Here is a 22,577-nt window from a genome sequence, read left to right as displayed (position 1 = left end):
GTTCCGCCCCACGCAAGGAGCCCAGGCCATGAGCAGCAACGACAGCAATTCCGCCGGCAGCGATACATCCCCCTTCGGTTTCGGCCGGTTCGTGCCGGGCTTCGATTTCCTGCAGAACCTCGCCAAGGGCGCTGCGGCGGGCATGCCGCAGATGCCGCCGCTTTCGGGCTGGGTGGCGCCCACGATCAGCGTGGAAGAGCTGGAAAAGCGCATCAGCGAACTGAAGGCGGTGCAGTTCTGGCTGGACCAGAATTCCCGCGCGCTCACGGCGACCGTGCAGGCGCTGGAAGTGCAGAAGATGACGCTGTCCACGCTGCAGGGCATGAACGTGGCGATGGGCGACATCGCGAAGGCGTTCACGCCGCAGGCGGCGCAGTCCGCGCCCGCGCCGGCCGCGCCGCGTCCCGATCCCTTCGCGCGGCCACCCCGTGCCGCGCCGGCCGAGCCGGCACCCGCTCCGGAGCCGGCCGCGCAGGCCCCGGCGGCATCAGGGCACGAGGCGGCCGGCGACACCGGCACCGAGCCGCCGGCCGCCGCGCCGGGCGTGGTGGACCCGATGCAATGGTGGTCCGCGCTCACGGGCCAGTTCCAGCAGATCGCGGCCAATGCGATGAGCGACGTCTCGAAGCTGCCTGCGATGGATGCCACGCGCGGCATGGCGGCGGAGGCGCTCAAGACGGCCACCGACATGGCGACGCAGCTCGCCGCGCAGGGCATGCAAGGCGTGCAGGACGCCGCGCGCCAGGCCGCGGAGGCCGGCACCGGGGGCGCGCGCGCCACGGGCAAGGACGGCGGCGGGGCGGCGCGCGGTGCGAAGCGCCCGCCTTCCGCGGCGGCCCCTGCGCAGCGCGCCGCTGCCGCCAAGGCGACTTCCACGAAGGCTTCTTCCGCGAAGGCCCCGGCAGGGGCGCCGCCTGCGGGCGCACGCCGCGCCGCCAGCCCCAAGCCCGGGCCGAAGGGCCGTTCCTGACGGGCGCAGCCTTCGCCTGCGATCGCGGTCCACCGATTTTTCCGACCATGAAACTCTTTCCCAATGGCCATGCCACCCACCCGCAATGGCGCATGGCCGCCGCGCTGGTGCTGGCGCAGCTGCGCGCGCAGATGGCCCTGCCGCACTACGCGAGCGCGCCCACGCTCGGCGTGCTCTACATCACGGACCACTACGCAGAAGACGCGGAGGCCCTGCTCGACGTGCTCGCGGCCGAACTCCCGGAGGTGACCGACTGGAGCGGCACGGTGGGGGTGGGCGTGGCGGCGAACAATGCCGAGTATTTCGACGAGCCGGCCCTGTCGGTGATGCTGCTGGACCTGCCGCAGGACCAGTACCGCGTGTTCTCGGGCGTGGCGCCGCTGTCGCGCGGAGGCGCTTCCGCGGGCGGCTTCGTGCCGCACACGGCGCTGGTGCATGCCGATGGCGACACGCCGGACCTCGCCGAGCTGATCGCGGAGATGTCGGACCGCACCGAGTCGGGCTACCTGTTCGGCGGCATCGCGGCGAGCCGCGGGCGCAGCGTGCAGTTCGCGGTGGGCGGCAACGGCAACATCGCGGGCCAGGGCGCGGCGCGGGGCGTGTTCGGCGGCGGGCTGTCGGGCGTGGCGTTCGGCAGGGGCGTGGGCATGCTCTCGCGCGTGACCCAGGGATGCCAGCCGGTCGGCCCGTTCGCACAGATCACGCGGGCGCAGGACAACGTGGTGCTCGCGCTCGATGGCGAGCCCGCGCTGGACGTGCTGCTGGGCACCCTGGGCATCACCCTGGAGGGCGATCCGCAGCCCGCGCTGCGTGCCCTGCGCGCGACGCTGGCGGGCCTGGTGGACGAGGGCTCGCAGCCCATGGGGCGCACGGGCCATTTCGGCACGGACGTACGCGTGCGGCATCTCGTGGGGCTCGACCCGATGCGGCATGGCGTGGCCCTGGCCGACAAGGTGGAGGAGGGCATGCGGCTCGCGTTCTGCCAGCGCAACGTGGCGGCGGCGCGCGCCGACCTGATGCGCATCTGCGCCGAGATCCGCGAGGAACTGGCGCCGGAGCCGCAGGAGCCCGCGGCCGCCCCGCCGCCGTCGCACGCCGGCGAACGCGCGGCGCTGATGCGGGCACTGGACCATGCCACCGAGGGCATGCCCGAGCGCACGATCATGGGGGCCATCTACGTGAGCTGTTCGGGCCGGGGCGGGCCGCACTTCGGCGGGCCCGGCGCCGAGATGCAGATCGTGCGGCACGCCCTGGGCGACGTGCCGCTGGTGGGGTTCTTCGCGGGCGGGGAGATCGCCCACCACCGGCTCTACGGCTACACCGGCGTGCTGACCGTGTTCACCTGCGCCGGTCCGGGCGAGGCGTAGAGCGGCCGACACGACCCTTCTGGCGTCGTTGCCGCATCTTGTCGTACTACGGTACTGCCTGCGATGCGGCGCCTCGCCAGAACCGCTTCGCTGGGTCGTGTCAGCCGCTCTCAGGCCAGCGCCGGCACGGCGGCGCGGCCGCGCGGCATGCCCGCGAAGGCGAAATCCACCTCGGGCACGAGCCCGCTCACGATGCTGGCGATGGCGCGGCCCGAGCCGCAGGCGTGCGTCCAGCCCAGCGTGCCGTGGCCGGTGTTGAGGAACAGGTTGGGCAGCTTCGTGCGGCCGATGAGCGGCACGTTGCTCGGCGTGGCCGGACGCAGGCCCGACCAGAACTGCGCCTGCGAGGTGTCGCCCGCGCCCGGGAACAATTGCTCCACGCGCTTCACGATGGCTTCGCAGCGCACCGGGTTGAGGTCGCGGCCATAGCCGTTGAGTTCGGCGGTGCCGGCGATGCGCATCACGTCGCGCGCCGGCTGGCCGTCCCGGGCCGGGCGGGTGTATCGCGAGAAGACCAGCTTGTACTCGTCGTCCGTCAGGCTGACCTCGTACGCGGCGGAGGCATCGCGCACGGGCAGCGTCACCGAATAGCCCTTGGCCGGATAGATGGGCAGCCGCAGGCCCAGTGGCTCGGCCAGCAGCGGGCTGAACGAGCCCATGGCCAGCACGTAGGCATCGCCGCGCACGCGCTCGAAGCGGCCTTCCGCGTCGGTGATCTCCACATGGTCGATGGCCCCGGCCGCGGTGCGCAGCGCCGTGATGTGGCAGCCCATGCGGAACCGCACGCCGGCCTGTTCGGCCCGTTGCGCCAGCGCGCGCGTGAAGGCGTTGGCGTCTCCGGATTCGTCGGCGTCGGTGTAGGTGGCGCCCGCCAGCTGGGAGCGGATGGAGGCCAGGGCCGGTTCGATGCGCACGGCCTCGTCGGCGCTCACCACGCGGCGCTCGCAGCCGAGCTGGCGCATCTGCTCGGCCGGCGCGAGCGCGCCGTCGAATTCCTTGCGGCTGGTGTAGAAGTGCAGGATGCCCTGCGTGCGCTGGTCGTACTGGATGCCGGTGTCGCGGCGCAGCTGCTGCAGCGTTTCGCGGCTGTAGGTGCCCAGGCGCACGATCTGCTCGATGTTGTGGCGCGTGCGCGCCGGCGTGCATTCGCGCAGGAACTGCAGGCCCCAGAGCCACTGGCGCATGTCGGCGCGCAGGCGGAAGAGCAGCGGCGCGTCTTCCCGGCCCAGCCATTGCAGCACCTTGAGCGGAGCGCTCGGGTTGGCCCAGGGCTCGGCGTGGCTCACCGAGATCTGGCCGCCGTTGGCGAAGCTGGTTTCCGCGCCGGGCGTGGCCTGGCGGTCGATCACGGTCACTTCGTGGCCGAGCTGCTGGAGGAAATAGGCCGAGGTGGTGCCGAGCAAGCCGGCGCCGAGGACGATCACGCGCATCTTCAAACCTTTCGAGGGTGAAGCGCCGGGCGTGCGCGTGCAGGCAGCTATGGATTCAATAGCGTGCAGCAGGCGCGTGGCCCGGCTGCCGCTCCCCCTGTCCTTGGTACCTGAGAGATTCACCCCGAGGCCAACACGGCGCGGGGCTTGCTCCTTCGGTGCACCACAGGCTGTGGCGGCTCTCCAGACGGCATTCGATGGTGTGCAGTACGGTACCTGAGCGTGTATGGGAGTTTGCGCCTTCGGTGGAACGCCAGCGGTGCCGCTGGCGTTCGCTCTCCTGCGGGGCGGATCGTAGCAGCGAAACCGCGCCGCGCAAAGCGCCCGGCGCGGCTGCGGGTTCAGCCGGCCTGCGGGAAGACGGCTTCGCCCAGGTTCAGCATGAGCCGGTTGGCCCAGGCGAACAGCGCGGCGGCGTGCAGCGCGTCCAGGATTTCCAGGTCGGACAGGCCGGCGTCGCGCAGCGGCTGCAGGTGCTGCGCGCCGAACGCGCCGGGCGTGCGCGTGAGCGCGGCACTGGCCTGCACGATGGCGCGTTCGCGCGCATTGGTGCCGGCGGTGTCGGGCTCCTGGAAGATCTGCGCCATCACGTCGTTGCGCTTGGCCAGTTGCTCGAAGCGCTGGGCGTGCACGGAAGCGCAGTACACGCAGCCGTTCACGCGCGAGACCACGGTGCTGGCGACTTCGCGCTCGGCGCGGGCGAGGCCGCCCGGGGCGTACATGATGGCGTTGAAGGCCTGCGAGCGCTCGGAGAGCACGCGGGGCTGGTGCGCCAGCAGCAGGTAGAAGTCCGACGTGCGGGCCTTGGGGTGGCTGAGGTCGAGCACCGCGTTCTGCTCGGGAGTGGCCGAGGCGGGATCGAGCACGGGCAGCCAGGCCTTCCAGTCCAGCGTCTCGCTGGTGTAGCCGTTCACGCGCAGCGGCTCGCCGGGCGCGGGCAGATTGGCGGGATGGACGAAGGGGGCGGCGTCCGCCGGCTGCGCTGCCGCAGCGGCAGGTGCCGCACCGGCCTCGCCCAGTTGCGCCAGCGCGGCCACGCCGGCCACCACGCGCAGCTGGTAGGTGACGAAGCCGATCAGCTGCGCGAGCAGCACCGTGCCCGGCACCGAGAGGCCCGCGGCGGGCAGCGCCTGCAGGGCGGCCTGGTCGCTTTCGGCGGGGTGCGTGGCGAGCGTGCGCGCGAAATGCACGATGGCCCGCAGGCGTGCATCCGGGATCGCGGCGCCGGTCGCATCGACGAGCGCCTGCACGGCCGGCGGGGGATGCAGGGGCTCGAGGGCCGCGCGGTAGTGCGCCGCCAGCGCGGGCAGGCCGCTCACGCGGGCGATGTCGTGCGCCACGGCCAGGCGCTCGGCCTGCGTGAGGCCGCCGGGCAGGCCGGGGCCGAAGAGGGCGTCCTCGCAGCCCTGCGTGGCCGTGGCGACCTTGTCGCGCTGGTGGCGCACGGCGTGGGCCGCGCTCCCGGGCGCGAGGCCGGCGATGTGGTCGATGGTGTCGCGGGATGCAGGGGCAATGGTGGCGGTATCGGTCATGGGCAATCCGTTGCGGTGGGCAGGAAGAGAGGGCGGGGCGGCAGGTCAGCCGGGCAGGACGCGCCGGGCGGTGTCCGCGGGCGTCCATTCGTCGCCCAGCAGTTCGGGCTCGGCATAGGCCTGCAGCACGCCGAAGTGGTGGTCCACGTCCTCGCGGTAGAACAGGCTGGCGAGGCCGGTGGCCAGCCGGCGCGCGCCGTCGCTGATGGCGGGGATGTCGCCCGAGACCGTGCCGTGCGAGAGGGCCGCGGGGTAGCAGAAGCAGTGCACGCGCTCCAGGCCGGGGCAGTCGCCGGGCAGCTTCTCGCGGAACTCGAACACGGGTCCCAGGTCGGGCGAATCGGCCAGTTCCTGGTCTTCGTCGCCCGGCGGCGGCGTGTAGCGTGCGCCCCAGGTGCGCACGTGGGGCGCGATGGCCGCGAACTCGGGCTTCTGCGCCCAGTCGATGGCGAAGCCGGTCGAGACGATCAGGAAGTCGAAGGCGAACGTGCCATGCGGCGTGGCGACGTGCAGCGCGCCGTCGGCCGGGTTCTCGCGCACGCCCTGCACCGGGCAGCCCAGGTGGAAGAAGGCATTGGGGTGGCGCGAGACGCGCAGCGTGCTGCCGTGCGGCGGGGGCACCTGCGTGGTGTTGATGTAGTGGCGGATGCGCCATTTCCAGGCATCCGGCAGGTCGTGGTGGCCGTGCGTGAGGCCGGGCACGCCCGAGCCCTTGGACTTGTTGATGCGGGGCAGGTCGGGGCGGCGCACCAGCAGGTCCACGCTGGCGGCGCCGCATTCCAGCGCCGTGGCGGCGCTGTCCATGGCCGACGAGCCGGCGCCCACCACGCCCACGCGCAGGCCGCGCAGCGTGGCGTAGTCCAGCACATCGGACGAATGCGCCCAGCGGCCGCGGCCGACCCCCTGCATGAAGGCCGGGATCTGCGGACCGCCCAGGCCGTCGCGGCCCGTGGCCAGCACCACGCGCCGCGCGAACCAGGTCGTGGCGTGGCCCTGCGCCTGCACGTCCACCTCCACCAGTCCGTCGCCACGCGGCCGCACGGCGGTGACCGCATGGCCGTTGCGCACGTCGGCCCGGGTGACGCGCCGGTACCAGCGCAGGTAGTCCATCCACTGCAGCCGCGGGATCTTGTCGAGCGCGGCCCAGGCGTCTTCGCCCCACTGGGCTTCGAACCACGCGCGGAAGGTGAGCGAAGGCACGCCCAGCGCCGGGCCCGTCAGCTCCTTGGGCGAGCGCAGCGTTTCCATGCGCGCCGTGGTGGCCCAGGGCCCTTCGTGGTCCTCCGGCGCGCGGTCCAGCAGCACCGCAGGGATGCCCTGCTGCGCGAGCGCCATGCTGGCCGCCAGGCCCGCCTGGCCGGCGCCGATGATGAGCACGTCGATGACCGGCCGGCCCGCGTGCATGCGCTGCGGCAGCCAGGCCTTCGCGCGCCAGTTGAGGGTCAGCAGGTCGTGCTGCAGCCGCTGTTCCAGCGCGGCCAGCCCGGCCGCGCCCAGAGAAGAAGAAAGAGCCATGGAAAAGATCGATGCAGTAGCAGAGCGGGTAGTGCGACGGGACGCGATGGCAATGCCGGGACGGCTTCGTGACGGCGCCTGAAACCGGCGCGGCCCAAAGCCAGCGACCCCCGCGGAACTGGCTCTGCCAGGCCGCTGGGGGTGCCCCCCTTCCCGAGGCGCGCAGCGCCACGAGAGAAGGGGGGAGCGGCGCAAGCCGCTCAGGGGGTTGTCCTCTAGTCCACGCTGATTTTCGCGTCCTTCACCACCTGGGCCCACTTGGCCCGGTCCTTGTGCACGGTCTGGGCGAACTGCTCCGGCGTTTCGATGCGCACCGTGTTGCCCTGCGATTCGAAGCGCTGGCGCACCTCGGGCTGCTCCAGCACTTCGCGCAGCGCGGTGTTGAGCTTGCGCACGATGGCCGGGTCCGTGCCCTTGGGCGCGAAGATGCCGAACCAGATGGAGCTGTCGAAGCCCTGGGTGCCGGGCAGCCCGCTCGATGCGATGGTGGGCACTTCCTTCACCGCGCCCACGGGCTTCGCGGTGGTCACGCCCAGCAGGCGCACCTTGCCGGCCTTGTAGTGCGGCAGCACGGTCTGCACCTGGTTCATGATGCAGCAGGTCTCGCCGCGCACCACGGACGTGATGGCCTCCGGGCCGCCCTTGTAGGGCACATGCACCATGTTCAGGCCCAGGCGCGCGTTGAATTCGGCGAACGCCATGTGGGTGCCGGCGCCGTTGCCGGTGGAGGCGTAGTTGTACTTGCCGGGGTTCGCCTTCACGATCTCGACGAATTCCTGCAGCGTCTTCGCGTCGATCACGTTCGGGTTCACGGTGAGCACGTTCGACACGTCGATGAGCGTGCCCACGGGCACGAAGTCGGCCTCCACGTCGAAGGGCAGCTTCTTGTAGAGCGCGGCATTGCTGCCGTGCGTGGCCGCGGTGCCGAAGGCCAGCGTGTAGCCGTCCGGCTTCGCGCGGGCGACGTACTCGCTGGCGATGTTGCCTGCGGCGCCGGACTTGTAATCGATGATGACCGGCTGGCCGAGCTTCTGGCTGAGCGGCTCCTGCACGGAGCGGGCCACCACGTCCACGCCGGAGCCGGCCGGGAAGCCCATGATGAGCGTGACGGGCTGGCGCGGCCAGTCGGCGGCGCCGTGCGGATCGGCCGCGAGGGCGGGGGAGGAGGCGGTCCAGGCCGCGGCGGCGAGCGCGGCGGCACCCAGCCAGGAGAAGGAATCGGAAAGACGGCGCATGCGAAGGGTCCCAGGAAAGAACAGGATCCCTGCCCGGACAGGGCCGCCCGGGTGGGGCGGTCCGGTGGGAAGCAAGGAATGCGCCATTGTGGGCAAGGCTTCATGCCTGCCCGCCCATATGGTTATGGTCTCCGGTACGGGCCGGGCGGCGGGGGATCAGCGCCGGTAGGGATCGTCGGGCCGGCGGTCGTAGCGGTTGGGCACGCCGTCGCCGTCCCGGTCCCAGCCGCCGCGGCGCATCTCCCAGCGGCCGCCCTGCTGCACCCAGCCCGGCTGGCGGTACACATAGCCCGGCCGCGCGCGCAGCCAGTGGCCCGGAACCCAGACGTGCCCGTGGCCGCGCCATTCCCAGTGGCCCTGCTCCCAGACCATGCCGCGGCGCGGCGGAGGCACCCGTTCATGGCGGGGCGGGGGCGGGGCGGACCAGCGCTCCAGCACCACGGGCGCGGGCGCGACGTACTGCGGGCCGGATTGCACGATGACGGTGGCGCTGGTGGCGGCCTGCGCGGAGATGGTCACCGTACCCATGGCGGCGGCCAGCGCGAGCGAGGCGGCGGAGAGGGAGAGGGCCTGGCGGTGGTGGTTCATGGAAGTCTCCTGAAAGGCTCGGAATCCCGGTGCCGGGCCCGGTCGGCCCCGGTGGTCCCGGTCATCCATGGACCCATGCTCGCCGCCGCGCGTCAACGCCGTGTCGCACCGGTGTCGCCGCCGTGCGAAGCGGTGTGTGCAGGTGTTTCCCGCCCCCGCCCGCACGGGGTGTCAGCGCGCCGCGCCCAGCTCCGGCCAGATGGCGGCCCAGTCGTGGGGGCGCAGGTCCTTGCGCGTGACCTGGCCGCCCGTGGCCTGCTCGATGGCCACGCAGTTCAGCGGGGAGGGGATGCGCCGGGCGTAGCCGTGCTGCCACTGCCGGATCTGCGCGTCGCTCTTGATCGGCGAGCCGTATTGCGCCATGCGCAGCCGGAGCTGGCGGACGCTCAGGGCGCCGTGCTGTTGGAGGTATTCGTGCAACGTCATGTCCCGCCCCGTGGAAAGTAGCAATTGCTCTGGATTCTATTTTTGCAAAGTAGCAAAAGCAACCGTAGCGTGTGCTACTTTCCGCACCATGGACGAAACCGCGTTGCAACTGTATCGGCGCCAGCGCCTGGATGAGGCGATTGCCCATCTCACGGCGGGCAACGTCACCGCGTTCGGGCGCCTGCTGGGGTACCGCGACGGGGCTTTCGTGCGGCAGATGCTGTCGGGATCGCGCGCCGTGTCGGACAAGACGGTGCGGGCGATCGAGACGCTGCGCGGCATGCGCGCGTGGTTTCAGGCGGACGGGGAGCCGCCCCTGCAGGCGGGCGAGCGCGATCCGGCCTATCCGGACGCGGAGGCCGGTGCGGAGGGGGACGCCGTGCTGGTGCTGGAGGTGCGGCGCCAGCAGGACCTGGGCGGCGGGCGGCAGGGTGCCGAACCCGCCTGCACCGGGGACGGCGGCATGCGCACCGTCGCGCTCACCCATGAATGGCTGGAGCGTCGCAGCCTGCGGGCACGCGACCTGATCGCGGTCGCGGTGGGCGACGACAGCATGCAGCCTTCATTGCACCCCGGGGACGTGTTGGCCGTGGATACCCGTGAGCCGTCGCCGGCCGACGGACAGGTGTTCGTGGTGGACTACGAGGGCGCCTGCCTGGTGCGGCGGGTGGTGCGCGACAGCGGCGCCTGGTGGCTGGCGGCGGAGAACGCGCTGCGGTTTCCGCGCAAGCAGCTGACCGCGCCCTCGGCGCGGCTCGTCGGGCGGGTGGTGCACGTGCACAGCGAGACGCTGTGAACCGCGTGCGGCGGCCCCGCCGCAGCGGGGCGCCGGGCCGTCAGCTCGTCAGCTGGAGACGCTGCGCAGCGGCAGGGCGGTCCTGGCCGTCCACACACCCTGGCGCAACTGCTTTTTCGTGTAGAGGCCCCGCAGGTAGTCCACCTGGTAATCCTCGTGTGCCGGAAGCTCCGAGAACTGGAAGTCGGCGAGGTCCATGAGCCGGGTCGTGTTCGCCGCGGCGTCGTAGCGGCCGATCTGGAAGATCGGCTCCTGCAGGTGCTGGAGGTGCGACATGCCGTCGGTGAGCATGACGAGGGCGCCGTCGGCCACCGCCACGGCCTGCGGGACGATGGCCATGCCGCAGGAGGTGACCAGTTGCAGGTCCAGGGCCCTGGCTTGCGGCCCCAGCGTCTGCGCCACCGTGTTCATGGCGTTCGCCACCACCTGCTTGGCATGGTCCAGGCAGACCTCCAGGCCCACAGCCATCTCGTCCCAGAAAACCAGGTTGTCCAGGTTCTGGTCCGGATTGAGCTGGAAGCTGTAGGTGGTGGTGGGGTCGAGGTTGGCATGCCAGTCCTGGGGCGGACCGTCGATGTGGGAGATGTAGTGCTTCTCCATGAGGATGTAGGGCACGCTGGCATCGAGGCGGGCGCGGCTGCCGCGCAGCATGATCGCGGTGTTGAGCAGGTTCATGCGGTGGTCTTCCTGCATCGGCAGCACCGAGCAGACCGTGCCGGCGACGACGACCCAGTCGCGGAACAGCGTCGAGCCCTGGATCACGGCGTAGAGCACCTCGGCCAGCGCATAGCGTGCGTCTTCGGGATAGGAGCCGAAACTGGTGTCCCGCAGGAAGCGGTCGCCGGCGGATTCCTCCCGGGACGCCTTGCGGAAATAGAACTCCGGAGCGATGAACACCTTCAGCGTGCGGGCGTCCTGCATGCCCTCCACGTTCTGCAAGGTGGTGGCCGTCCAGAACAGCACGTTGACGAGGCGCTGGGCGCGCGCCTGCAGGTCCGGATCGTCCAGCCGGACGCGCGGGGCACCCGAGCGGGAGTCCACGCTGCCGGGCGGCGTGGGGTAGAACGTCGGCACCATGTAGCTCAGCGGCAGTACCGAGGTGTAGCCGCCGGTCGGCAGGATGTCTTCGATGGTGATGGGCACGTGAAACCTCTCTCTCTGGGGGGGTGGAAAAACCGGAGCGGCGTGCTCTGCGCCGCTTCATGCGGCCTGCTTGAGCAGCCAGTAGATTTCCTTGACGGTCTGCAGGGCGATGGTCTGGTCCTCGGCGGGCACCTGCGGCAGCGGCAGGCCCCGGGACACCGACAGGCCCGGAAAGACCTCGATGGGCACGCCGTTCGTGTCGGTGGACAGCGGGCGGGGCTCGGGCACCCCGGCGAAGGCGTGGCGCAGCAGCGAGACGGCCATGCCCAGGGCCACGAGCGCCAGCAGCGCGAGCACCGTGACGAGCAGCTTGACGGGCGGCAGGGGGATCTTGCGGATCAGGCTGGCGATGAACATCACGGCCATCAGGGCATCGATGTTCAGCGGCGAATTCAGCACGCGCACCATCTCCGTCTGCACGAGCAGGCCGGGCTGCTGCAGGAAATCGACGGCATAGCGGCGCCGTCGCACGACCACGGGCACCGGGATGCTGCGCGTGCCCAGGGTGTTGTCCTCGGCCTGGTAGGCGACGCGGCTCCAGCCCGGCGAGATGGCCTCGGGCGCGGACAGTTGCAGCCATCCGAAATCGCTGCGCGGCAGGTCGATGTCCGGGGCCGGGGCCTGCACGATGAAGAAGCCCGCGGGACTGCCGGTGCCAGGCCCGGCCGCCTGCCAGCATGCCGTGGGAAAGGCGACCACCACCACCTGCTCCGGCAGCGGGCGCCATGCGGGTTCTGCGCGCGCCATGGGCAGCTCGGTTGCGGGTCAGCCGGCGCGGCCCCGCGCCATGGTCGCTTCGTAGAGCGCCAGGCCCTGGACGATCGCGGCGGCGCTGACGGCGAGCGATCCGAAAATCACCGGCGAGGGCTGCTCGCTCCGCAGGGCCTGCGCCATGAGCGCATAGCCCGCTTCGGCCTCCGGCAGCGCGGTGGCGTTCCGGGCGGCGGCCGCGGCCAGCGGTGCATCGACGATCGAGCCGGTGGCTGCCATGTCAGGCGCCCGGTGCGGCCGGAAGGTTGTAGAGCTTGCGGATGCGGTCCAGCACCTTGTTGTTCTCTTCGGTGATGACGCGCATCTGCTCGTCGGCATTACCCTCCACGCCCAGCAAGGCGATGTTGGTGGCCACCTTGGTCATCGACTCGGCGATGTCCTCCACGGCCTTGCCCAGTTCCTCGATGGATTCCTGCGGTTTCATGCTGTCTGTTCCTTGTTCTGGGGATGAGCGGCCGCGGCCGGCGCGGGGGCCGGCCTCCAGCCGTCGGATTCGGCCATCCGCGTGACCACGGAGGAATTCACGAACCCGATGCATTGCGCGAAGCTGCCCGGGCCGTGCACGACCTCGTGGTCGTCTTCGATCGTGCTGGATGCGAGTACCGAGAGCACGCCCGTGCCCTGGTTGCGGATCACGTAGCAGTCTCCGCTGTCCAGCGCGGCGCTGAAGCCGCTGCGCAGCCGGCCCTCGATCTGCTGCATGAGCAGCCGGTTGTGCTGTTCCATCGGCGCCAGGGTCCGGGAAAGGGATTCGTCCATTCCACGCTCCTCAACGGGTGGTGCGTGCGCCGGGCACGGCCTGGAGGCCGGCCAGCGCCTGCGCGGCCTCGCCGCCGGTGAGCACCTCCGTGCCGGATCGTGCGGCGGCGGGCTGCAGGTCCTGCACCTGGTTCACCGCCTGCGCCAGGATGGCAAGGTGCAGCCGGTTCATGGCGTCCTGCCGGGCCACCTGGTTCTGCGCGCTCAGCTGGTTGCTCGCGACCTGGTTCGCGTAGGCCTGGTTCGACAGCGCCGACGGCTGCTGGGCGGTGGCCATGCCCGAGAGGGCCACGGCCTCGATCACCTCGGAGGGCAGGCCTTCGCCGCGGGTGATCTCCCTGATTTCAATGCGTCCCATGTTTCCTCCCTCGTCGCGGAAATGCGGGACGGCCCGGGGGCCGCCCCGCCTGCGCTGCCGGGTTTACCGGCGGATGCGGGTCACCTGGATGACCACTCCCGGCTTCTCGATGCCGATCTGGATGTCTTCCTTGGCGATGTTGCCCGGGATCAGGATCGGCGTGGCCCCGGGCGGCACGACGAGCATGCCGTCCTGCACGCGCAGGCCCAGGTCCACCATCGCCTTGAGGTCCTTCAGCAGGCCCTTGGGCGGGATTCCGCCGGGGGAGCCCGTGAAGGCCTGCAGCACGCTCTTGAGGTCGGCGATGGTCTGCGCGAGCTCGTTGCTCGTCAGGACATCCACCGCGGAGCGTGCCTCCAGGGGGCCGATGTTCGCGATGGTGTTGGTGGCCTTGGCCACCAGCGGCAGCCCGAGTTCGCCGACCGCGCGCTGGTTCGACACCGCGTTCTGCTGCCCCAGGTTGCTGGTGCTCACCACGTTGGAATAGGCGAGGTTCGACAGCATCGCCGGCTGCTCCGAAATCGCTTTCAGATTGCCGATCGCCACCGCGCTCACCACTTGTTCGTCAAGCATGTTCTGCCCTCCGTTTCAGGCCCTGCGGCGCAGGGCGTCAGCCCTTGAAGGCCTGCAGCGTGGCCTTCATGTCGGCGATGGTCTGCGCCAGTTCGTCGTTGGTGAGGATGTCCACCGCGGAGCGGGCTTCCAGCGGGCCGAGGTTGCTCACCGTGTTGGAGGCCTTGGCCACGATGGAGATGCCCAGTTCGTTCATGGCCTGCTGGTTGGCGACCGCGTTCTGCTGCGACAGGTTGGTGTTGGCCACCGTGTTCGAGTAGGCCAGGTTGGACAGCATTGCGGGCTGCTCCGAGATGGCCTTCAGGTTGCCGATGGCGACGGCGCTCACTACTTCTTCGTTCAAAGCCATGGTTTCTTCTCCTCGTTGGTCAGGTTGTTGAGATGTGACATGGCGGCTTGCCTACCGCCGCCCCGGAATGGGGAGGATGGCTTGCGCCCGGCCGGGGCCGTGCGCGAACGCATGCGTTGTCCGGGCCCCGCGGCCGGTCAGCCGGCAGGGTCCCGGCGGCTTTGCATCATGTCCATGTCCCGGATCAGCTTCTCGATGTCCCGGGTCAGCTGGTCGATCGTGTCCTGGTTCTTGCAGTTGTCGATCATGGCGATGCTCTTGGCGGTGGCGGCCATCTGCACCTGGTTCATCGCCTGCTGCTGGCTCAGCGCGATCTGCTGCTGCATGTTCTGGTTGAAGATCTGCTGCGCCAGCGCGAGGTTGGCCAGGATCGCCGGCTGTTCGCCGATGGACTTCGCGTTCGATATCGCGATGGCCTGTATGACATCGGATGGAAGCGAATCTGACATGGAGCCCTCCGGTGGTGTGGTGTGTGCCGCGGTGTGGCCGCGTGTTGGATGGCATCTTATTTTTGGGTGCAGCGGCCCGGAAGTATCGTTACGGTTAAACCCGCCGCCGCGTTACCGTAACCGTGCCGGAGCGGCGCAGCGGCACCGGACAGGGCGCCGCGCGCCGCCCACGTAGCACCGCGCGTATCAGCGCTGCCACGGGCGCCGGCCGCGCCCATCCCGCCATCCCTCGATTCGTGCGAAGCTTTTCGCGGGGCACAAGAACGAACAGACGAATGAGGGACTTGACTGTGAAAGACGGGAACGAGGACATCAGGGAGGAGGACGTCCGCGCCGCATGCGATGCGATCGTGCGGAGCGAGTCTTTCGCGAAGGCGCACCGGATGCAGCGGCTGCTGCGCTTTCTCGTGACGCAGGCGATCGCGGGCGACAGCCGCAACACCAGCGAGTACGCCATCGGCATCGAGGTATTCGGCCGGGACCCGGCCAGCTTCCTGCCGTCGGAGGACCCGATCGTGCGCGTGCAGGTGGGGCGCCTGCGGCAGCGGCTCGACGCGTACTACGCGGGCAACGATCCGCCGCACGGCATCGAGATCCATATTCCCGTCGGCACCTACATGCCGGTGGTCCGGCGCCGCGGCGCGGCGCTGCGTGATGCCGGGTTCGCGCACCTGCTGATGCTCCAGCCGCTGCACTGCATCGCGGAGCGGGTGGACGGGCAGGCGTTCGCCTACGGCCTGCACGAGGAATTGCTGGAGCAGCTCTACAAGTCGTTCGGCGACGTGCTCATGGCGTCGGGGCCGCCGCTGGCACCCGTGGCTGCGGCAGGGCCGGCGCCGCGCTGTGCGCAGCGCCTGGTGGCGCGCCATTCGATCGAAGGCAGCGTCCGCATCGACGCGGAACGCATCCGGGCGTCGATACGGCTGGTGGACTCCTCGCTGCGCCGCATCACCTGGGCGCGCAACTTCGACCGCTCCGTGCAGCTGGGCATCGAGCAGCAGGAGGAGCTCGCCGCCTGCATCTGCAGCGCGCTGCGACAGATATTCCGGCGCTGACGCTCAGCGCCGCATCGCGGTGAAGGCCTCGAACTCCCAGCGCCGCATCGCCAGCAGCACGGTGTAGCCCTCGCGGTCGCGCTCGGGCAGGCGCTGGTCGGCGAGGTGCTGCTGCGCGAAATCGTGCGCCACGCGCTGCAGGCGCTCCTGGAAGGCGGGCGCGAGGCTGCGGCCGATGGCGCCGTGCACCATGAGCACGCCTTCGCCCGGGCCGTCGAAGCCGCCCGAGAAGTAATCGAGCAGGGCATGGTCGCGGAAGTAGTGCATCACCGGGCCGTGCGCTCGCCAGCGGAAGGTCTTGGCGAGCTTGAGCCGGTAGCGGTTGAGCGGGCGCAGCTCGATGATGCCGATGCGGTCGAGCTGCGCGAGGTATTTGACGCCTTCGGCGTCCGAGAGCCGGTAGGTGCCCAGGATCTGCTCCAGCGTCCACTGGCTCAGCACGCAGATGGCCATGAGCAGCAGCTTCTTGTCCGCCACCACGGCGCGCTCCTGTTCCAGCGAGAGCTGGTCGAGCAGGGGCTGGCTGTCGGCCACGCGGCGCGCCAGGTCGGCGAAGTCCAGGCGCAGTGCGCGGCAGATGGCGTCGATGCGCGACAGCGGCATGTCGCCACGGGCCAGCATGCGCTTGACGCTGGATTCGGCCATGCCGAGGGCCTGCGCGAGGTCGGCATACGTCATGTGCGCGGCCTTGAGTTCCTTCTTGAGGGCGGCGACGAGGTCGGCAGTGGTGCTCATGGGTATCGATTATGGATACTGCCGGTGGCTGGCGGAAGTGCTGGTGGCGCTGGGCGATGCTGGAGACCGGGGCACGGCACGAAACTGCCCGGCACATCCACTGCACGCGCCTTCCATGCACCCTCTCGCATCCTCCTCCCGCACCGCGCCCCTGCCGCTGTCCCGCCGCGAAGGCGTGCTCTGCGCCGCCCTGCTGGCCGGCGTGGCGCTGGCCCTGGCAGGCCCTGCCATTCCGCCCGGGCCGCAGGCGTATGCCTATGCCGACCAGCGCACGCTCTGGGGCCTGCCCCATGCCATGGACGTGCTCACCAACCTCCCGTTCGCGCTGCTGGGGCTTTTCGGGCTGGCGCGGCTGGCGGCCCGGGTGCGGGAAGGTGCGCTGCGGGCGGCCGGCGCCGCGGCGGCGGGCCTGTTTTTCGCGGGCCTGCTGCTGACCGCCGGGGGCTCGGCGCTCTACCACTGGCAGCCCCATGGCATCACGCTGCTGGCGGACCGGGCCGGCATGCTCGTGGCGTTCGCCGGCATGCTGGCGCTTGCGGTGGACGAGCGCATCGGCGCGCGGGCCGCTGCCCTCGCGGGCGCCACGGTGCTGGCCGGCGGCGCGGCCGCGCTGCGCACCTGGGGCATCACCGGCGACCTCTGGCCCTGGGCCGTGCTGCAGGGCGGCGGCATGCTGCTCCTGCTGGCACTGGCGGCCGATGCCTGGCGGTGCCGGCGGGCCGGCCGCGTGCCGCTGCCGGGGCGGCTGGGCGTCTCCCTGGCCGCGGTGATCGGCTGGTACGGCCTGGCGAAGCTGCTGGAGGCCGGCGATGCGGCCGTGTTCGCCGCCACGGGGCAGATGGTGTCCGGCCACAGCCTCAAGCACCTGGCCGCGGCGATGGCGGCCTGGCCGCTGCTGGCGGCACTGGCCCCGGGCCGGTATTTCGCGCGCTGCGAGCGCGGCACGCCCTGGCGCGGGCGCCGCGAAGGCACAATGCCCGCCGGCGCGAAGGTGAAATGACGCGATTTCCACACACTCCCCAGGAGCAGGGCATGAGCCAGGAACAGATCCGCATGGCGGCGACGGAGGCCGCCTCCCCTTCGGGTGGCGCGCACGAGAGCCATCCCAACCAGTTCGCGCTGCTGCGCCAGCGGCGGTTCGCGCCGTTCTTCTGGACGCAGTTCGCGGGGGCGGCGAACGACAACCTCTTCAAGTTCGCGTTCACCGTGATGGTGACCTACCAGCTCAGCGTGTCGTGGATGCCGCCGTCCATGGCGGGGCTGGTGATCGGCGCGCTCTTCATCCTGCCGTTCCTGCTGTTTTCCGCCACGTCGGGCCAGCTCACGGACAAGATCGACAAGACGCGCATGATCCGCGTCGTGAAGAACCTGGAGATCGCCATCATGCTGGTGGCGGCCTGGGGCTTCCTGGCGGCCAGCCCGGTGGTGCTGCTGGGCTGCACCTTCCTCATGGGGCTGCACTCCACGCTGTTCGGCCCGGTGAAGTTCGCCTACCTGCCGCAGGTGCTGTCCGAGCGCGAGCTCACGGGGGGCAACGGCATGGTGGAGATGGGCACCTTCGTCGCCATCCTGCTGGGGCAGGTCGCCGGCGGGCTGCTGGTGGCCGTGCCCGGCGTGGGCCATGCCTGGGTGGCGGCCGCCTGCGTGCTCGTCGCGCTCGCGGGGCGGGCGGTGGCGCAGTTCATCCCGAGCGCGCCGGCCACCGATCCGGGCCTGGTCATCAACTGGAACCCGGTCAGCGAAACCTGGCGCAACCTGAAGCTGGCGCACGGCAACCCGGTGGTGTTCCGCTCGCTGCTGGGCATCAGCTGGATGTGGTTCTTCGGGGCCGTGTTCCTCTCGCAGTTCCCCAGCTTCGCCAAGGAGGTGCTGCACGGCGACGAGCACGTGGCCTCGCTGCTGCTGGTCGTGTTCTCCGTGGGCATCGGCATCGGTTCGCTGCTGTGCGAGGTGCTCTCGCGCCGGCAGGTGGAGGTCGGCCTCGTGCCTCTGGGCGCCATCGGCATGAGCGTGTTCGCCATCGACCTGTACTTCGCCTCGCGCGGCCTGCCGCCCGCCCCCGCCATGGGCCTGGGCACCTTCCTGGCGCAGCCCGCGCACTGGCGCGTGATGGCGGACCTGCTGCTGCTGTCGCTGTTCGCCGGCCTCTACAGCGTGCCGATGTACGCGCTCATCCAGATGCGCAGCCAGCCCACGCACCGCGCGCGCATCATCGCGGCCAACAACATCCTGAACGCGCTCTTCATGATCGGCAGCTCGGTCATCGCGGGCGCGCTGCTGTCGGCCGGCTGGAGCGTGCCGCAGGTGTTCCTGTTCACCGGCATCGCCAATGCCCTGGTGGCCGGCTACATCTTCCTGATGGTGCCCGAATACCTGCTGCGCTTCGTGGCCTGGGTGCTGTCGCGGCTGGTGTACCGCTTCCGCGCGCGGGGCGATGCGCACATCCCGGCCCAGGGCGCGGCGGTGCTGGTCTGCAACCACGTGAGCTTCGTCGATGCCGTGCTGCTGATGGCCGCGAGCCCCCGCCCGATCTATTTCGTGATGGACCACCGCATCTTCCGCGTGCCCGTGCTGGGCTGGCTGTTCCGGCTCGCCAAGGCGATCCCCATCGCGCCCCAGAAGGAGGATGTCGCCATTTACGAGTCCGCCTTCGAGCGCGCGGCGCAGGTGCTGCGCGAAGGCGACCTGCTGGCCATCTTCCCGGAAGGCGGCATCACCCGCGACGGTCAGCTGCAGCCGTTCAAGGGCGGCATCATGAAGATCCTGGAGCGCGCGGCGGCCGAGGGCGTGCGGCCTCCGGTGGTGCCGATGGCGCTCACCAACCTCTGGGGCTCGTTCTTCAGCCGGGTGGATGGCCATGCCATGGCGCGCCCGTTCCGCCGCGGCCTGTTCAACCGCGTGGGGCTGAACGTGGGCGCGCCCGTGCCGGCGGAGGCGGTGCAGCCCGAGCTGCTGCAGGCGCGCGTGGCGCAATTGCTGGACCGGTGATGCGGTACGAAGACAGCGCCGTGCTCGCGCAGCGCATCCTGGACTTCCTGCGCGGCATCGGCCTGCCGGTGCGCGAGGCGCCGCTGCCGGACGGCTCCTTCCTGCCCGGCGTGCGCATCGAGCGCGGCGGCCTCTGCGTGGACCGTGCGCGGCTGACGTGGCCGGGCGACCTGTTGCACGAGGCCGGGCACCTGGCGGTGGTGCCCGCCGCGCTGCGCGCGGGCATGGACGATGCACTGCAGGACCTGCCGGCCGTGGAGCATGGCGGCGAGATCGAGGCCACGGCCTGGGCCTGGGCTGCCTCGTGCCATCTCGGGCTGGATGCCGCCGTGCTGTTCCACGATGGCGGCTACCACGGTCAGGCGCAGAGCCTGCGCCTGACCTTCGGCATGGGCGTGTACCTCGGCCTCGCGGGGCTCGCCGCGTCGGGCATGGCGCTGTCGCCCGTGCAGGCCGCCGCGCTCGGCGGCGAGCCCTATCCGCGCATGCAGGTCTGGCTGCGCCCCTGAGCCGGGACGCGCGTCAGAAGGTTTCCCAGTCGTCGTTGCTGGAGCTGGCGGGCCTGGTCCTGGCGGAGGCCGGGGCGGCCGGCTGTGCGGGGGCGAGGGCTGGCCGCGTAGCGTCCGATGCCTGCGCCGGTGCAGGCGTCTTCGGGGCGGCCGCGAGGCTGGGCGCGGGGCGCTGTGCCGCGGCAGGCGCCTTGGCATGCTGCAGCGCGGCGGATGCGGCGCGTGCGGTGTCGCGGCTGCGGGATTGCGCCTGGGCGATGACGGCCTGGGAGGCGTTGGCATCGACCTGGAAGACGCTGACGAGCTGCACGAGGCGTGCGGCCTGGGAGTTGAGGCTGTCGGCGGCGGCTGCGGATTCCTCCACGAGGGCGGCGTTCTGCTGGGTCACCTGGTCGAGCTGGTTGACGGCGTCGCTCACCTGGGAGATGCCCTGCTCCTGCTCGTGGGTGGCGGCCCCGATCTCGGCGATGAGGTCGGCGACGCGGCGGGCCTGCTCGACGATCTCCCCCATGGTGGAGCCGGCCTCGCCCACGAGTTGCGAGCCGGTCTCGACCTTGGAGACGCTCTCGCCGATGAGGGCCTTGATCTCCTTGGCGGCCTGGGCGGAGCGTTGAGCGAGGGTGCGCACTTCGGAGGCGACGACGGCGAAGCCGCGGCCCTGCTCGCCGGCGCGGGCGGCCTCGACGGCGGCGTTGAGGGCGAGGATGTTGGTCTGGAAGGCGATGGAGTCGATGACGCCGATGATGTCGCCGATTTTGCGGGAGGAGTCGGTGATGTCCTGCATGGTGCGCACGACGTTGCCCACGACCTCGCCACCGCGCGCGGCGGTGGCGGAGGCCGAGGATGCGAGCTGGGAGGCGGTGCGGACGGTGTCGGCGTTCTGCTTGACGGTGGAGTTCATCTGCTCCATGGAGGCGGCGGTTTGCTGGAGGTTGGAGGCCTGCTCCTCGGTGCGCTGGCTGAGGTCGGCGTTGCCGGTGGCGATCTGGGAGGCGCCGGTGGCGATGGATTCGCTGCTGTGGCGGACTTCGGAGACTACCTGAGCGAGGTTGGAGCGCATGGCGCCCATGGCGGCGAGGACGGAGGAGGAGTCGCCGGGGCGCAGGTCGACGTGGACGGCGAGGTTGCCGCGGGCGACTTCCTGGGCGATCTGCGCGGCGTAGGCGGGTTCGCCGCCGAGCTGGCTCTTCACCTTGCGGGTGATCGACCAGGCGAGCAGGCCGCCGAGCGCTGCCGAGACGGCGGCCAGGACCAGCATCAGCCGGCCGGCGCTGGCGGCCTGGTCCCGGGTTTCCGTACCGCTGTCGGTCATCAGCTGCTGCTGGTAGGCACTCAGGTCTTCCATGGCCTGGAAATAGGTGCGCTGCAGGGGACGGACTTCGTTCAGGAGCATATCCCGCGCAGCCGCTGCGTCATTTTTCAGCCCCAGCTCGGCGGCCTTGTTCACCGCTGCGGTGTAGGGGGGGCGTGCCTGCAGGAGTTTCTGCAGCAGTTCGCGGCCCCGCGGGGACTGGATGGAACGGCCCAGCTGATCGATGATCTCCGAATTGCGTGCCGTGGCCTTGTCGATCCGCTGCTTTTCCACCGCCATCTGCTGCGCATCTTCCAGCAGGGCCAGATTGCGCACGCCGCGGGCCACGATGTTGACGTTGTCCTTGAGCTCCTGGAGCTGGAGCATCTTGCCGACGCGGTCGGACGTCAGCAGTTCCACGTCTTCGGACACGTCGCCCAGCTGCAATCTGCCGAAGGACGCGAGGGCCAGGCCCAGGAGGATCAGGACGGAGAAGCCGGCGCCGAGCATGGTGCCGAGCTTCATGTTGCGAAAGAGGGTCATGGTGTTACTTCCTGGCGGGTCGTTGGCAGCGGAGCCGGGAATCCGGCGCCGAGGAGTAACGGATTGTTATGCAGTTGGGATTAAATTGCTGAAAATGGTGTTATTTCCAGACGAAAAATGCGAGATAGGCGAATTTTGCTTACAGCATTGCCGCGAAGGTGTCGTGCCCGTCCTTCGGCCAGGGTTCATTCAGCGCGGATGTTCGCGCGCTGTGCGATGGCGCGCATGCGCGGCAGTTCATCCTCGATGCGCGACACCACCGCATCGGCGGGTTCGTAGGCGGGCTCCAGCCCGCTGGCGATGAGCTTGCTGCGGACTTCGGGCGCCGCCATCGCTTCGCCCAGGGCTTTCTGCAGCCGGGCCCTGGCATCGGCCGGCAGTCCGCGCGGCGCGACGACGGCCAGCCAGGAATCCGCGGCGAACCCCGGAAAGCCGCTTTCCGCCACGGTGGGCACATCGGGCAGTTGCGTCGCGCGCGTGGCGCCCATGACGGCGATGGCCTTGATCTTGCCCGCCTTCAGCTGCGGCAGTGCAGCGGCTACCGTATCGACGGTGAAGGGAATCTGCCCGCCCATCAGGTCCGCCATGGCCGGCGCGCTGCCCCGGTAGGGCACGTGCATCGGGCGGATGCCGGTGGCGGCCCAGAGCAGTTCGCCCGCGAAGTGGCCCGTGGTGCCGTTGCCGAACGACCCATAGGAAAACCTGTCGGGCGTGCGCTTCACCGCGGCGATCACCTCCGCCAGGTTGCGGGCCGGCACGTCGCGGTGGGCCAGCAGCACCAGCGGCACGCGCGCCACCATGCCGATGGGTTCGTAGCTGCGCACCGGGTCGTACGGCAGCTTGGGGTTGAGCGCGGGGTTGCCGGTGAATGTCGACCCCGAACTGATCAGCAGCGTGTAGCCGTCGGCCGGCGCATTGGCGACGAAGGCTGCTCCCACGATCGTCCCCGCGCCGGCCTTGTTCTCGACCACCACCGGCTGGCCCAGGCCGTCGCCCAGCGGCTTGCCGATCAGCCGGCCCACGATGTCCACGGCCCCGCCGGGAGGGAAGGGCACCACGAGCTGGACGGGCCTGGCAGGGTAGCCCTCGGCGTGCGCGGCGGGCACCGGGCCCGATGCCGCGATGGCCATGAGGAGCGCGGCACCGGTGCGCCGCAGCGCCGGCAGGTACTTCGTCATATCGGGACTCCTTCCGG

25 protein-coding genes and 1 riboswitch are annotated in these 22,577 nt (G+C 70.7%); of the genes, 7 read left to right on the top strand and 18 right to left on the bottom strand.

Annotated features, from left to right (window positions below):
- Nucleotides 1-28: 28 nt before the first annotated feature.
- Complete coding sequence (locus ACGHC0_RS23085; protein ID WP_415266877.1) at nucleotides 29-970, top strand: PhaM family polyhydroxyalkanoate granule multifunctional regulatory protein; 942 nt, start codon at nucleotides 29-31, stop codon at nucleotides 968-970.
- 47 nt (nucleotides 971-1,017) lie between these two features.
- Entirely contained in the window at nucleotides 1,018-2,337 is a 1,320-nt protein-coding gene (locus tag ACGHC0_RS23080; RefSeq protein WP_368353152.1) for an FIST signal transduction protein, read from the top strand.
- A 110-nt stretch (nucleotides 2,338-2,447) separates the two neighbouring features.
- On the opposite strand, the gene ACGHC0_RS23075 is transcribed toward ACGHC0_RS23080, so the two are convergent.
- From ACGHC0_RS23075 to ACGHC0_RS23050, 6 genes are all read right to left on the bottom strand, one after another.
- Nucleotides 2,448-3,767 carry a D-amino acid dehydrogenase gene (locus tag ACGHC0_RS23075; RefSeq protein WP_415266876.1) on the bottom strand — a complete coding sequence of 440 codons (1,320 nt, stop codon included), beginning with the start codon at nucleotides 3,765-3,767 and terminating at the stop codon, nucleotides 2,448-2,450.
- Nucleotides 3,768-3,854: 87 nt separating this feature from the next.
- Nucleotides 3,855-3,964: riboswitch (glycine riboswitch) on the bottom strand.
- Nucleotides 3,965-4,108: 144 nt separating this feature from the next.
- On the bottom strand, nucleotides 4,109-5,299 hold the full coding sequence (locus ACGHC0_RS23070) for a CMD domain-containing protein (RefSeq protein WP_415266875.1): 1,191 nt from the start codon (nucleotides 5,297-5,299) through the stop codon (nucleotides 4,109-4,111).
- Between the two features lie 45 nt (nucleotides 5,300-5,344).
- A complete protein-coding gene (locus ACGHC0_RS23065; RefSeq protein ID WP_415266874.1) occupies nucleotides 5,345-6,814 on the bottom strand; it encodes a SidA/IucD/PvdA family monooxygenase in 1,470 nt (489 codons plus the stop codon).
- A gap of 215 nt (nucleotides 6,815-7,029) precedes the next feature.
- Nucleotides 7,030-8,049 (bottom strand): Bug family tripartite tricarboxylate transporter substrate binding protein, encoded by a 1,020-nt coding sequence (locus ACGHC0_RS23060; protein ID WP_415266873.1) that lies wholly within the window; start codon nucleotides 8,047-8,049, stop codon nucleotides 7,030-7,032.
- Nucleotides 8,050-8,205: 156 nt separating this feature from the next.
- On the bottom strand, nucleotides 8,206-8,637 hold the full coding sequence (locus ACGHC0_RS23055) for a YXWGXW repeat-containing protein (RefSeq protein WP_107130589.1): 432 nt from the start codon (nucleotides 8,635-8,637) through the stop codon (nucleotides 8,206-8,208).
- Between the two features lie 171 nt (nucleotides 8,638-8,808).
- Nucleotides 8,809-9,063 (bottom strand): transcriptional regulator, encoded by a 255-nt coding sequence (locus ACGHC0_RS23050; protein WP_013596755.1) that lies wholly within the window; start codon nucleotides 9,061-9,063, stop codon nucleotides 8,809-8,811.
- An 88-nt stretch (nucleotides 9,064-9,151) separates the two neighbouring features.
- Here ACGHC0_RS23050 and ACGHC0_RS23045 point away from each other — a divergent pair, with 88 nt between their 5' ends.
- The gene (locus ACGHC0_RS23045; protein WP_368353147.1) at nucleotides 9,152-9,859 is read left to right on the top strand and encodes a S24 family peptidase; all 708 of its coding nucleotides are present in this window, start codon (nucleotides 9,152-9,154) and stop codon (nucleotides 9,857-9,859) included.
- 48 nt (nucleotides 9,860-9,907) lie between these two features.
- Here ACGHC0_RS23045 and ACGHC0_RS23040 read toward each other — a convergent pair whose 3' ends face one another.
- The 9 genes from ACGHC0_RS23040 to ACGHC0_RS23000 all read right to left on the bottom strand — a co-directional run bounded on the left by ACGHC0_RS23040 (nucleotide 9,908) and on the right by ACGHC0_RS23000 (nucleotide 14,261).
- Nucleotides 9,908-11,002: a hypothetical protein gene (locus ACGHC0_RS23040; protein ID WP_415266872.1), complete on the bottom strand. Its 1,095-nt coding sequence runs from the start codon at nucleotides 11,000-11,002 to the stop codon at nucleotides 9,908-9,910.
- A gap of 57 nt (nucleotides 11,003-11,059) precedes the next feature.
- Nucleotides 11,060-11,749, bottom strand: coding sequence for a hypothetical protein (locus ACGHC0_RS23035; RefSeq protein ID WP_415266871.1), 690 nt, complete (start codon nucleotides 11,747-11,749; stop codon nucleotides 11,060-11,062).
- Nucleotides 11,750-11,767: 18 nt separating this feature from the next.
- On the bottom strand, nucleotides 11,768-11,992 hold the full coding sequence (locus tag ACGHC0_RS23030; protein WP_368353144.1) for a hypothetical protein: 225 nt from the start codon (nucleotides 11,990-11,992) through the stop codon (nucleotides 11,768-11,770).
- Nucleotide 11,993: 1 nt separating this feature from the next.
- Nucleotides 11,994-12,197 carry a Ras family protein gene (locus tag ACGHC0_RS23025; protein ID WP_107133828.1) on the bottom strand — a complete coding sequence of 68 codons (204 nt, stop codon included), beginning with the start codon at nucleotides 12,195-12,197 and terminating at the stop codon, nucleotides 11,994-11,996.
- On the bottom strand, nucleotides 12,194-12,532 hold the full coding sequence (locus ACGHC0_RS23020) for a hypothetical protein (RefSeq protein WP_415266870.1): 339 nt from the start codon (nucleotides 12,530-12,532) through the stop codon (nucleotides 12,194-12,196). The genes ACGHC0_RS23025 and ACGHC0_RS23020 overlap by 4 nt, the downstream gene beginning before the upstream one ends.
- A 10-nt stretch (nucleotides 12,533-12,542) precedes the next feature.
- Complete coding sequence (locus tag ACGHC0_RS23015; protein WP_415266869.1) at nucleotides 12,543-12,890, bottom strand: hypothetical protein; 348 nt, start codon at nucleotides 12,888-12,890, stop codon at nucleotides 12,543-12,545.
- A gap of 63 nt (nucleotides 12,891-12,953) precedes the next feature.
- Nucleotides 12,954-13,463: a hypothetical protein gene (locus tag ACGHC0_RS23010; RefSeq protein ID WP_368353141.1), complete on the bottom strand. Its 510-nt coding sequence runs from the start codon at nucleotides 13,461-13,463 to the stop codon at nucleotides 12,954-12,956.
- Nucleotides 13,464-13,500: 37 nt separating this feature from the next.
- Entirely contained in the window at nucleotides 13,501-13,812 is a 312-nt protein-coding gene (locus ACGHC0_RS23005; protein ID WP_013596746.1) for a hypothetical protein, read from the bottom strand.
- Between the two features lie 137 nt (nucleotides 13,813-13,949).
- Nucleotides 13,950-14,261, bottom strand: coding sequence for an FAD-binding monooxygenase (locus ACGHC0_RS23000; RefSeq protein ID WP_415266868.1), 312 nt, complete (start codon nucleotides 14,259-14,261; stop codon nucleotides 13,950-13,952).
- Between the two features lie 290 nt (nucleotides 14,262-14,551).
- Here ACGHC0_RS23000 and ACGHC0_RS22995 point away from each other — a divergent pair, with 290 nt between their 5' ends.
- On the top strand, nucleotides 14,552-15,316 hold the full coding sequence (locus ACGHC0_RS22995; RefSeq protein WP_368353140.1) for a hypothetical protein: 765 nt from the start codon (nucleotides 14,552-14,554) through the stop codon (nucleotides 15,314-15,316).
- 3 nt (nucleotides 15,317-15,319) lie between these two features.
- On the opposite strand, the gene ACGHC0_RS22990 is transcribed toward ACGHC0_RS22995, so the two are convergent.
- A complete protein-coding gene (locus tag ACGHC0_RS22990) occupies nucleotides 15,320-16,051 on the bottom strand; it encodes a helix-turn-helix domain-containing protein (protein WP_011797506.1) in 732 nt (243 codons plus the stop codon).
- Nucleotides 16,052-16,166: 115 nt separating this feature from the next.
- Here ACGHC0_RS22990 and ACGHC0_RS22985 point away from each other — a divergent pair, with 115 nt between their 5' ends.
- The 3 genes from ACGHC0_RS22985 to ACGHC0_RS22975 are packed head-to-tail and all read left to right on the top strand — an operon-like array spanning nucleotide 16,167 to nucleotide 19,548.
- The gene (locus ACGHC0_RS22985) at nucleotides 16,167-17,051 is read left to right on the top strand and encodes a hypothetical protein (protein WP_415266867.1); all 885 of its coding nucleotides are present in this window, start codon (nucleotides 16,167-16,169) and stop codon (nucleotides 17,049-17,051) included.
- A 53-nt stretch (nucleotides 17,052-17,104) separates the two neighbouring features.
- Nucleotides 17,105-19,039: an MFS transporter gene (locus tag ACGHC0_RS22980; protein ID WP_415268450.1), complete on the top strand. Its 1,935-nt coding sequence runs from the start codon at nucleotides 17,105-17,107 to the stop codon at nucleotides 19,037-19,039.
- Nucleotides 19,039-19,548 carry a hypothetical protein gene (locus ACGHC0_RS22975; RefSeq protein ID WP_368353137.1) on the top strand — a complete coding sequence of 170 codons (510 nt, stop codon included), beginning with the start codon at nucleotides 19,039-19,041 and terminating at the stop codon, nucleotides 19,546-19,548. Before ACGHC0_RS22980 ends, ACGHC0_RS22975 begins: the two co-directional genes overlap by 1 nt.
- A gap of 13 nt (nucleotides 19,549-19,561) precedes the next feature.
- On the opposite strand, the gene ACGHC0_RS22970 is transcribed toward ACGHC0_RS22975, so the two are convergent.
- A complete protein-coding gene (locus ACGHC0_RS22970; protein ID WP_368353136.1) occupies nucleotides 19,562-21,382 on the bottom strand; it encodes a methyl-accepting chemotaxis protein in 1,821 nt (606 codons plus the stop codon).
- Between the two features lie 185 nt (nucleotides 21,383-21,567).
- Nucleotides 21,568-22,560: a Bug family tripartite tricarboxylate transporter substrate binding protein gene (locus tag ACGHC0_RS22965; RefSeq protein WP_368353135.1), complete on the bottom strand. Its 993-nt coding sequence runs from the start codon at nucleotides 22,558-22,560 to the stop codon at nucleotides 21,568-21,570.
- Nucleotides 22,561-22,577 lie beyond the last annotated feature (17 nt).

It is taken from the genome of Acidovorax sacchari, from assembly GCF_042847045.1.
Lineage (GTDB): Bacteria > Pseudomonadota > Gammaproteobacteria > Burkholderiales > Burkholderiaceae_C > Paracidovorax > Paracidovorax sacchari.
This window is presented reverse-complemented; position numbering and strand designations above follow the sequence as displayed.

Coding starts and splice junctions, on each gene's coding strand:
- ACGHC0_RS23025 (WP_107133828.1), bottom strand. CDS start 12,197: ATGAAACCGCAGGAATCCATCGAGGAACTGGGCAAGGCCGTGGAGGAC.
- ACGHC0_RS23055 (WP_107130589.1), bottom strand. CDS start 8,637: ATGAACCACCACCGCCAGGCCCTCTCCCTCTCCGCCGCCTCGCTCGCG.
- ACGHC0_RS23070 (WP_415266875.1), bottom strand. CDS start 5,299: ATGACCGATACCGCCACCATTGCCCCTGCATCCCGCGACACCATCGAC.
- ACGHC0_RS23030 (WP_368353144.1), bottom strand. CDS start 11,992: ATGGCAGCCACCGGCTCGATCGTCGATGCACCGCTGGCCGCGGCCGCC.
- ACGHC0_RS23050 (WP_013596755.1), bottom strand. CDS start 9,063: ATGACGTTGCACGAATACCTCCAACAGCACGGCGCCCTGAGCGTCCGC.
- ACGHC0_RS23000 (WP_415266868.1), bottom strand. CDS start 14,261: ATGTCAGATTCGCTTCCATCCGATGTCATACAGGCCATCGCGATATCG.
- ACGHC0_RS23005 (WP_013596746.1), bottom strand. CDS start 13,812: ATGGCTTTGAACGAAGAAGTAGTGAGCGCCGTCGCCATCGGCAACCTG.
- ACGHC0_RS23015 (WP_415266869.1), bottom strand. CDS start 12,890: ATGGGACGCATTGAAATCAGGGAGATCACCCGCGGCGAAGGCCTGCCC.
- ACGHC0_RS23080 (WP_368353152.1), top strand. CDS start 1,018: ATGAAACTCTTTCCCAATGGCCATGCCACCCACCCGCAATGGCGCATG.
- ACGHC0_RS22985 (WP_415266867.1), top strand. CDS start 16,167: ATGCACCCTCTCGCATCCTCCTCCCGCACCGCGCCCCTGCCGCTGTCC.
- ACGHC0_RS23010 (WP_368353141.1), bottom strand. CDS start 13,463: ATGCTTGACGAACAAGTGGTGAGCGCGGTGGCGATCGGCAATCTGAAA.
- ACGHC0_RS23035 (WP_415266871.1), bottom strand. CDS start 11,749: ATGGCGCGCGCAGAACCCGCATGGCGCCCGCTGCCGGAGCAGGTGGTG.
- ACGHC0_RS22965 (WP_368353135.1), bottom strand. CDS start 22,560: ATGACGAAGTACCTGCCGGCGCTGCGGCGCACCGGTGCCGCGCTCCTC.
- ACGHC0_RS23065 (WP_415266874.1), bottom strand. CDS start 6,814: ATGGCTCTTTCTTCTTCTCTGGGCGCGGCCGGGCTGGCCGCGCTGGAA.
- ACGHC0_RS22975 (WP_368353137.1), top strand. CDS start 19,039: ATGCGGTACGAAGACAGCGCCGTGCTCGCGCAGCGCATCCTGGACTTC.
- ACGHC0_RS22990 (WP_011797506.1), bottom strand. CDS start 16,051: ATGAGCACCACTGCCGACCTCGTCGCCGCCCTCAAGAAGGAACTCAAG.
- ACGHC0_RS23045 (WP_368353147.1), top strand. CDS start 9,152: ATGGACGAAACCGCGTTGCAACTGTATCGGCGCCAGCGCCTGGATGAG.
- ACGHC0_RS23085 (WP_415266877.1), top strand. CDS start 29: ATGAGCAGCAACGACAGCAATTCCGCCGGCAGCGATACATCCCCCTTC.
- ACGHC0_RS22980 (WP_415268450.1), top strand. CDS start 17,105: ATGGCGGCGACGGAGGCCGCCTCCCCTTCGGGTGGCGCGCACGAGAGC.
- ACGHC0_RS23075 (WP_415266876.1), bottom strand. CDS start 3,767: ATGCGCGTGATCGTCCTCGGCGCCGGCTTGCTCGGCACCACCTCGGCC.
- ACGHC0_RS22970 (WP_368353136.1), bottom strand. CDS start 21,382: ATGACCCTCTTTCGCAACATGAAGCTCGGCACCATGCTCGGCGCCGGC.
- ACGHC0_RS23020 (WP_415266870.1), bottom strand. CDS start 12,532: ATGGACGAATCCCTTTCCCGGACCCTGGCGCCGATGGAACAGCACAAC.
- ACGHC0_RS23060 (WP_415266873.1), bottom strand. CDS start 8,049: ATGCGCCGTCTTTCCGATTCCTTCTCCTGGCTGGGTGCCGCCGCGCTC.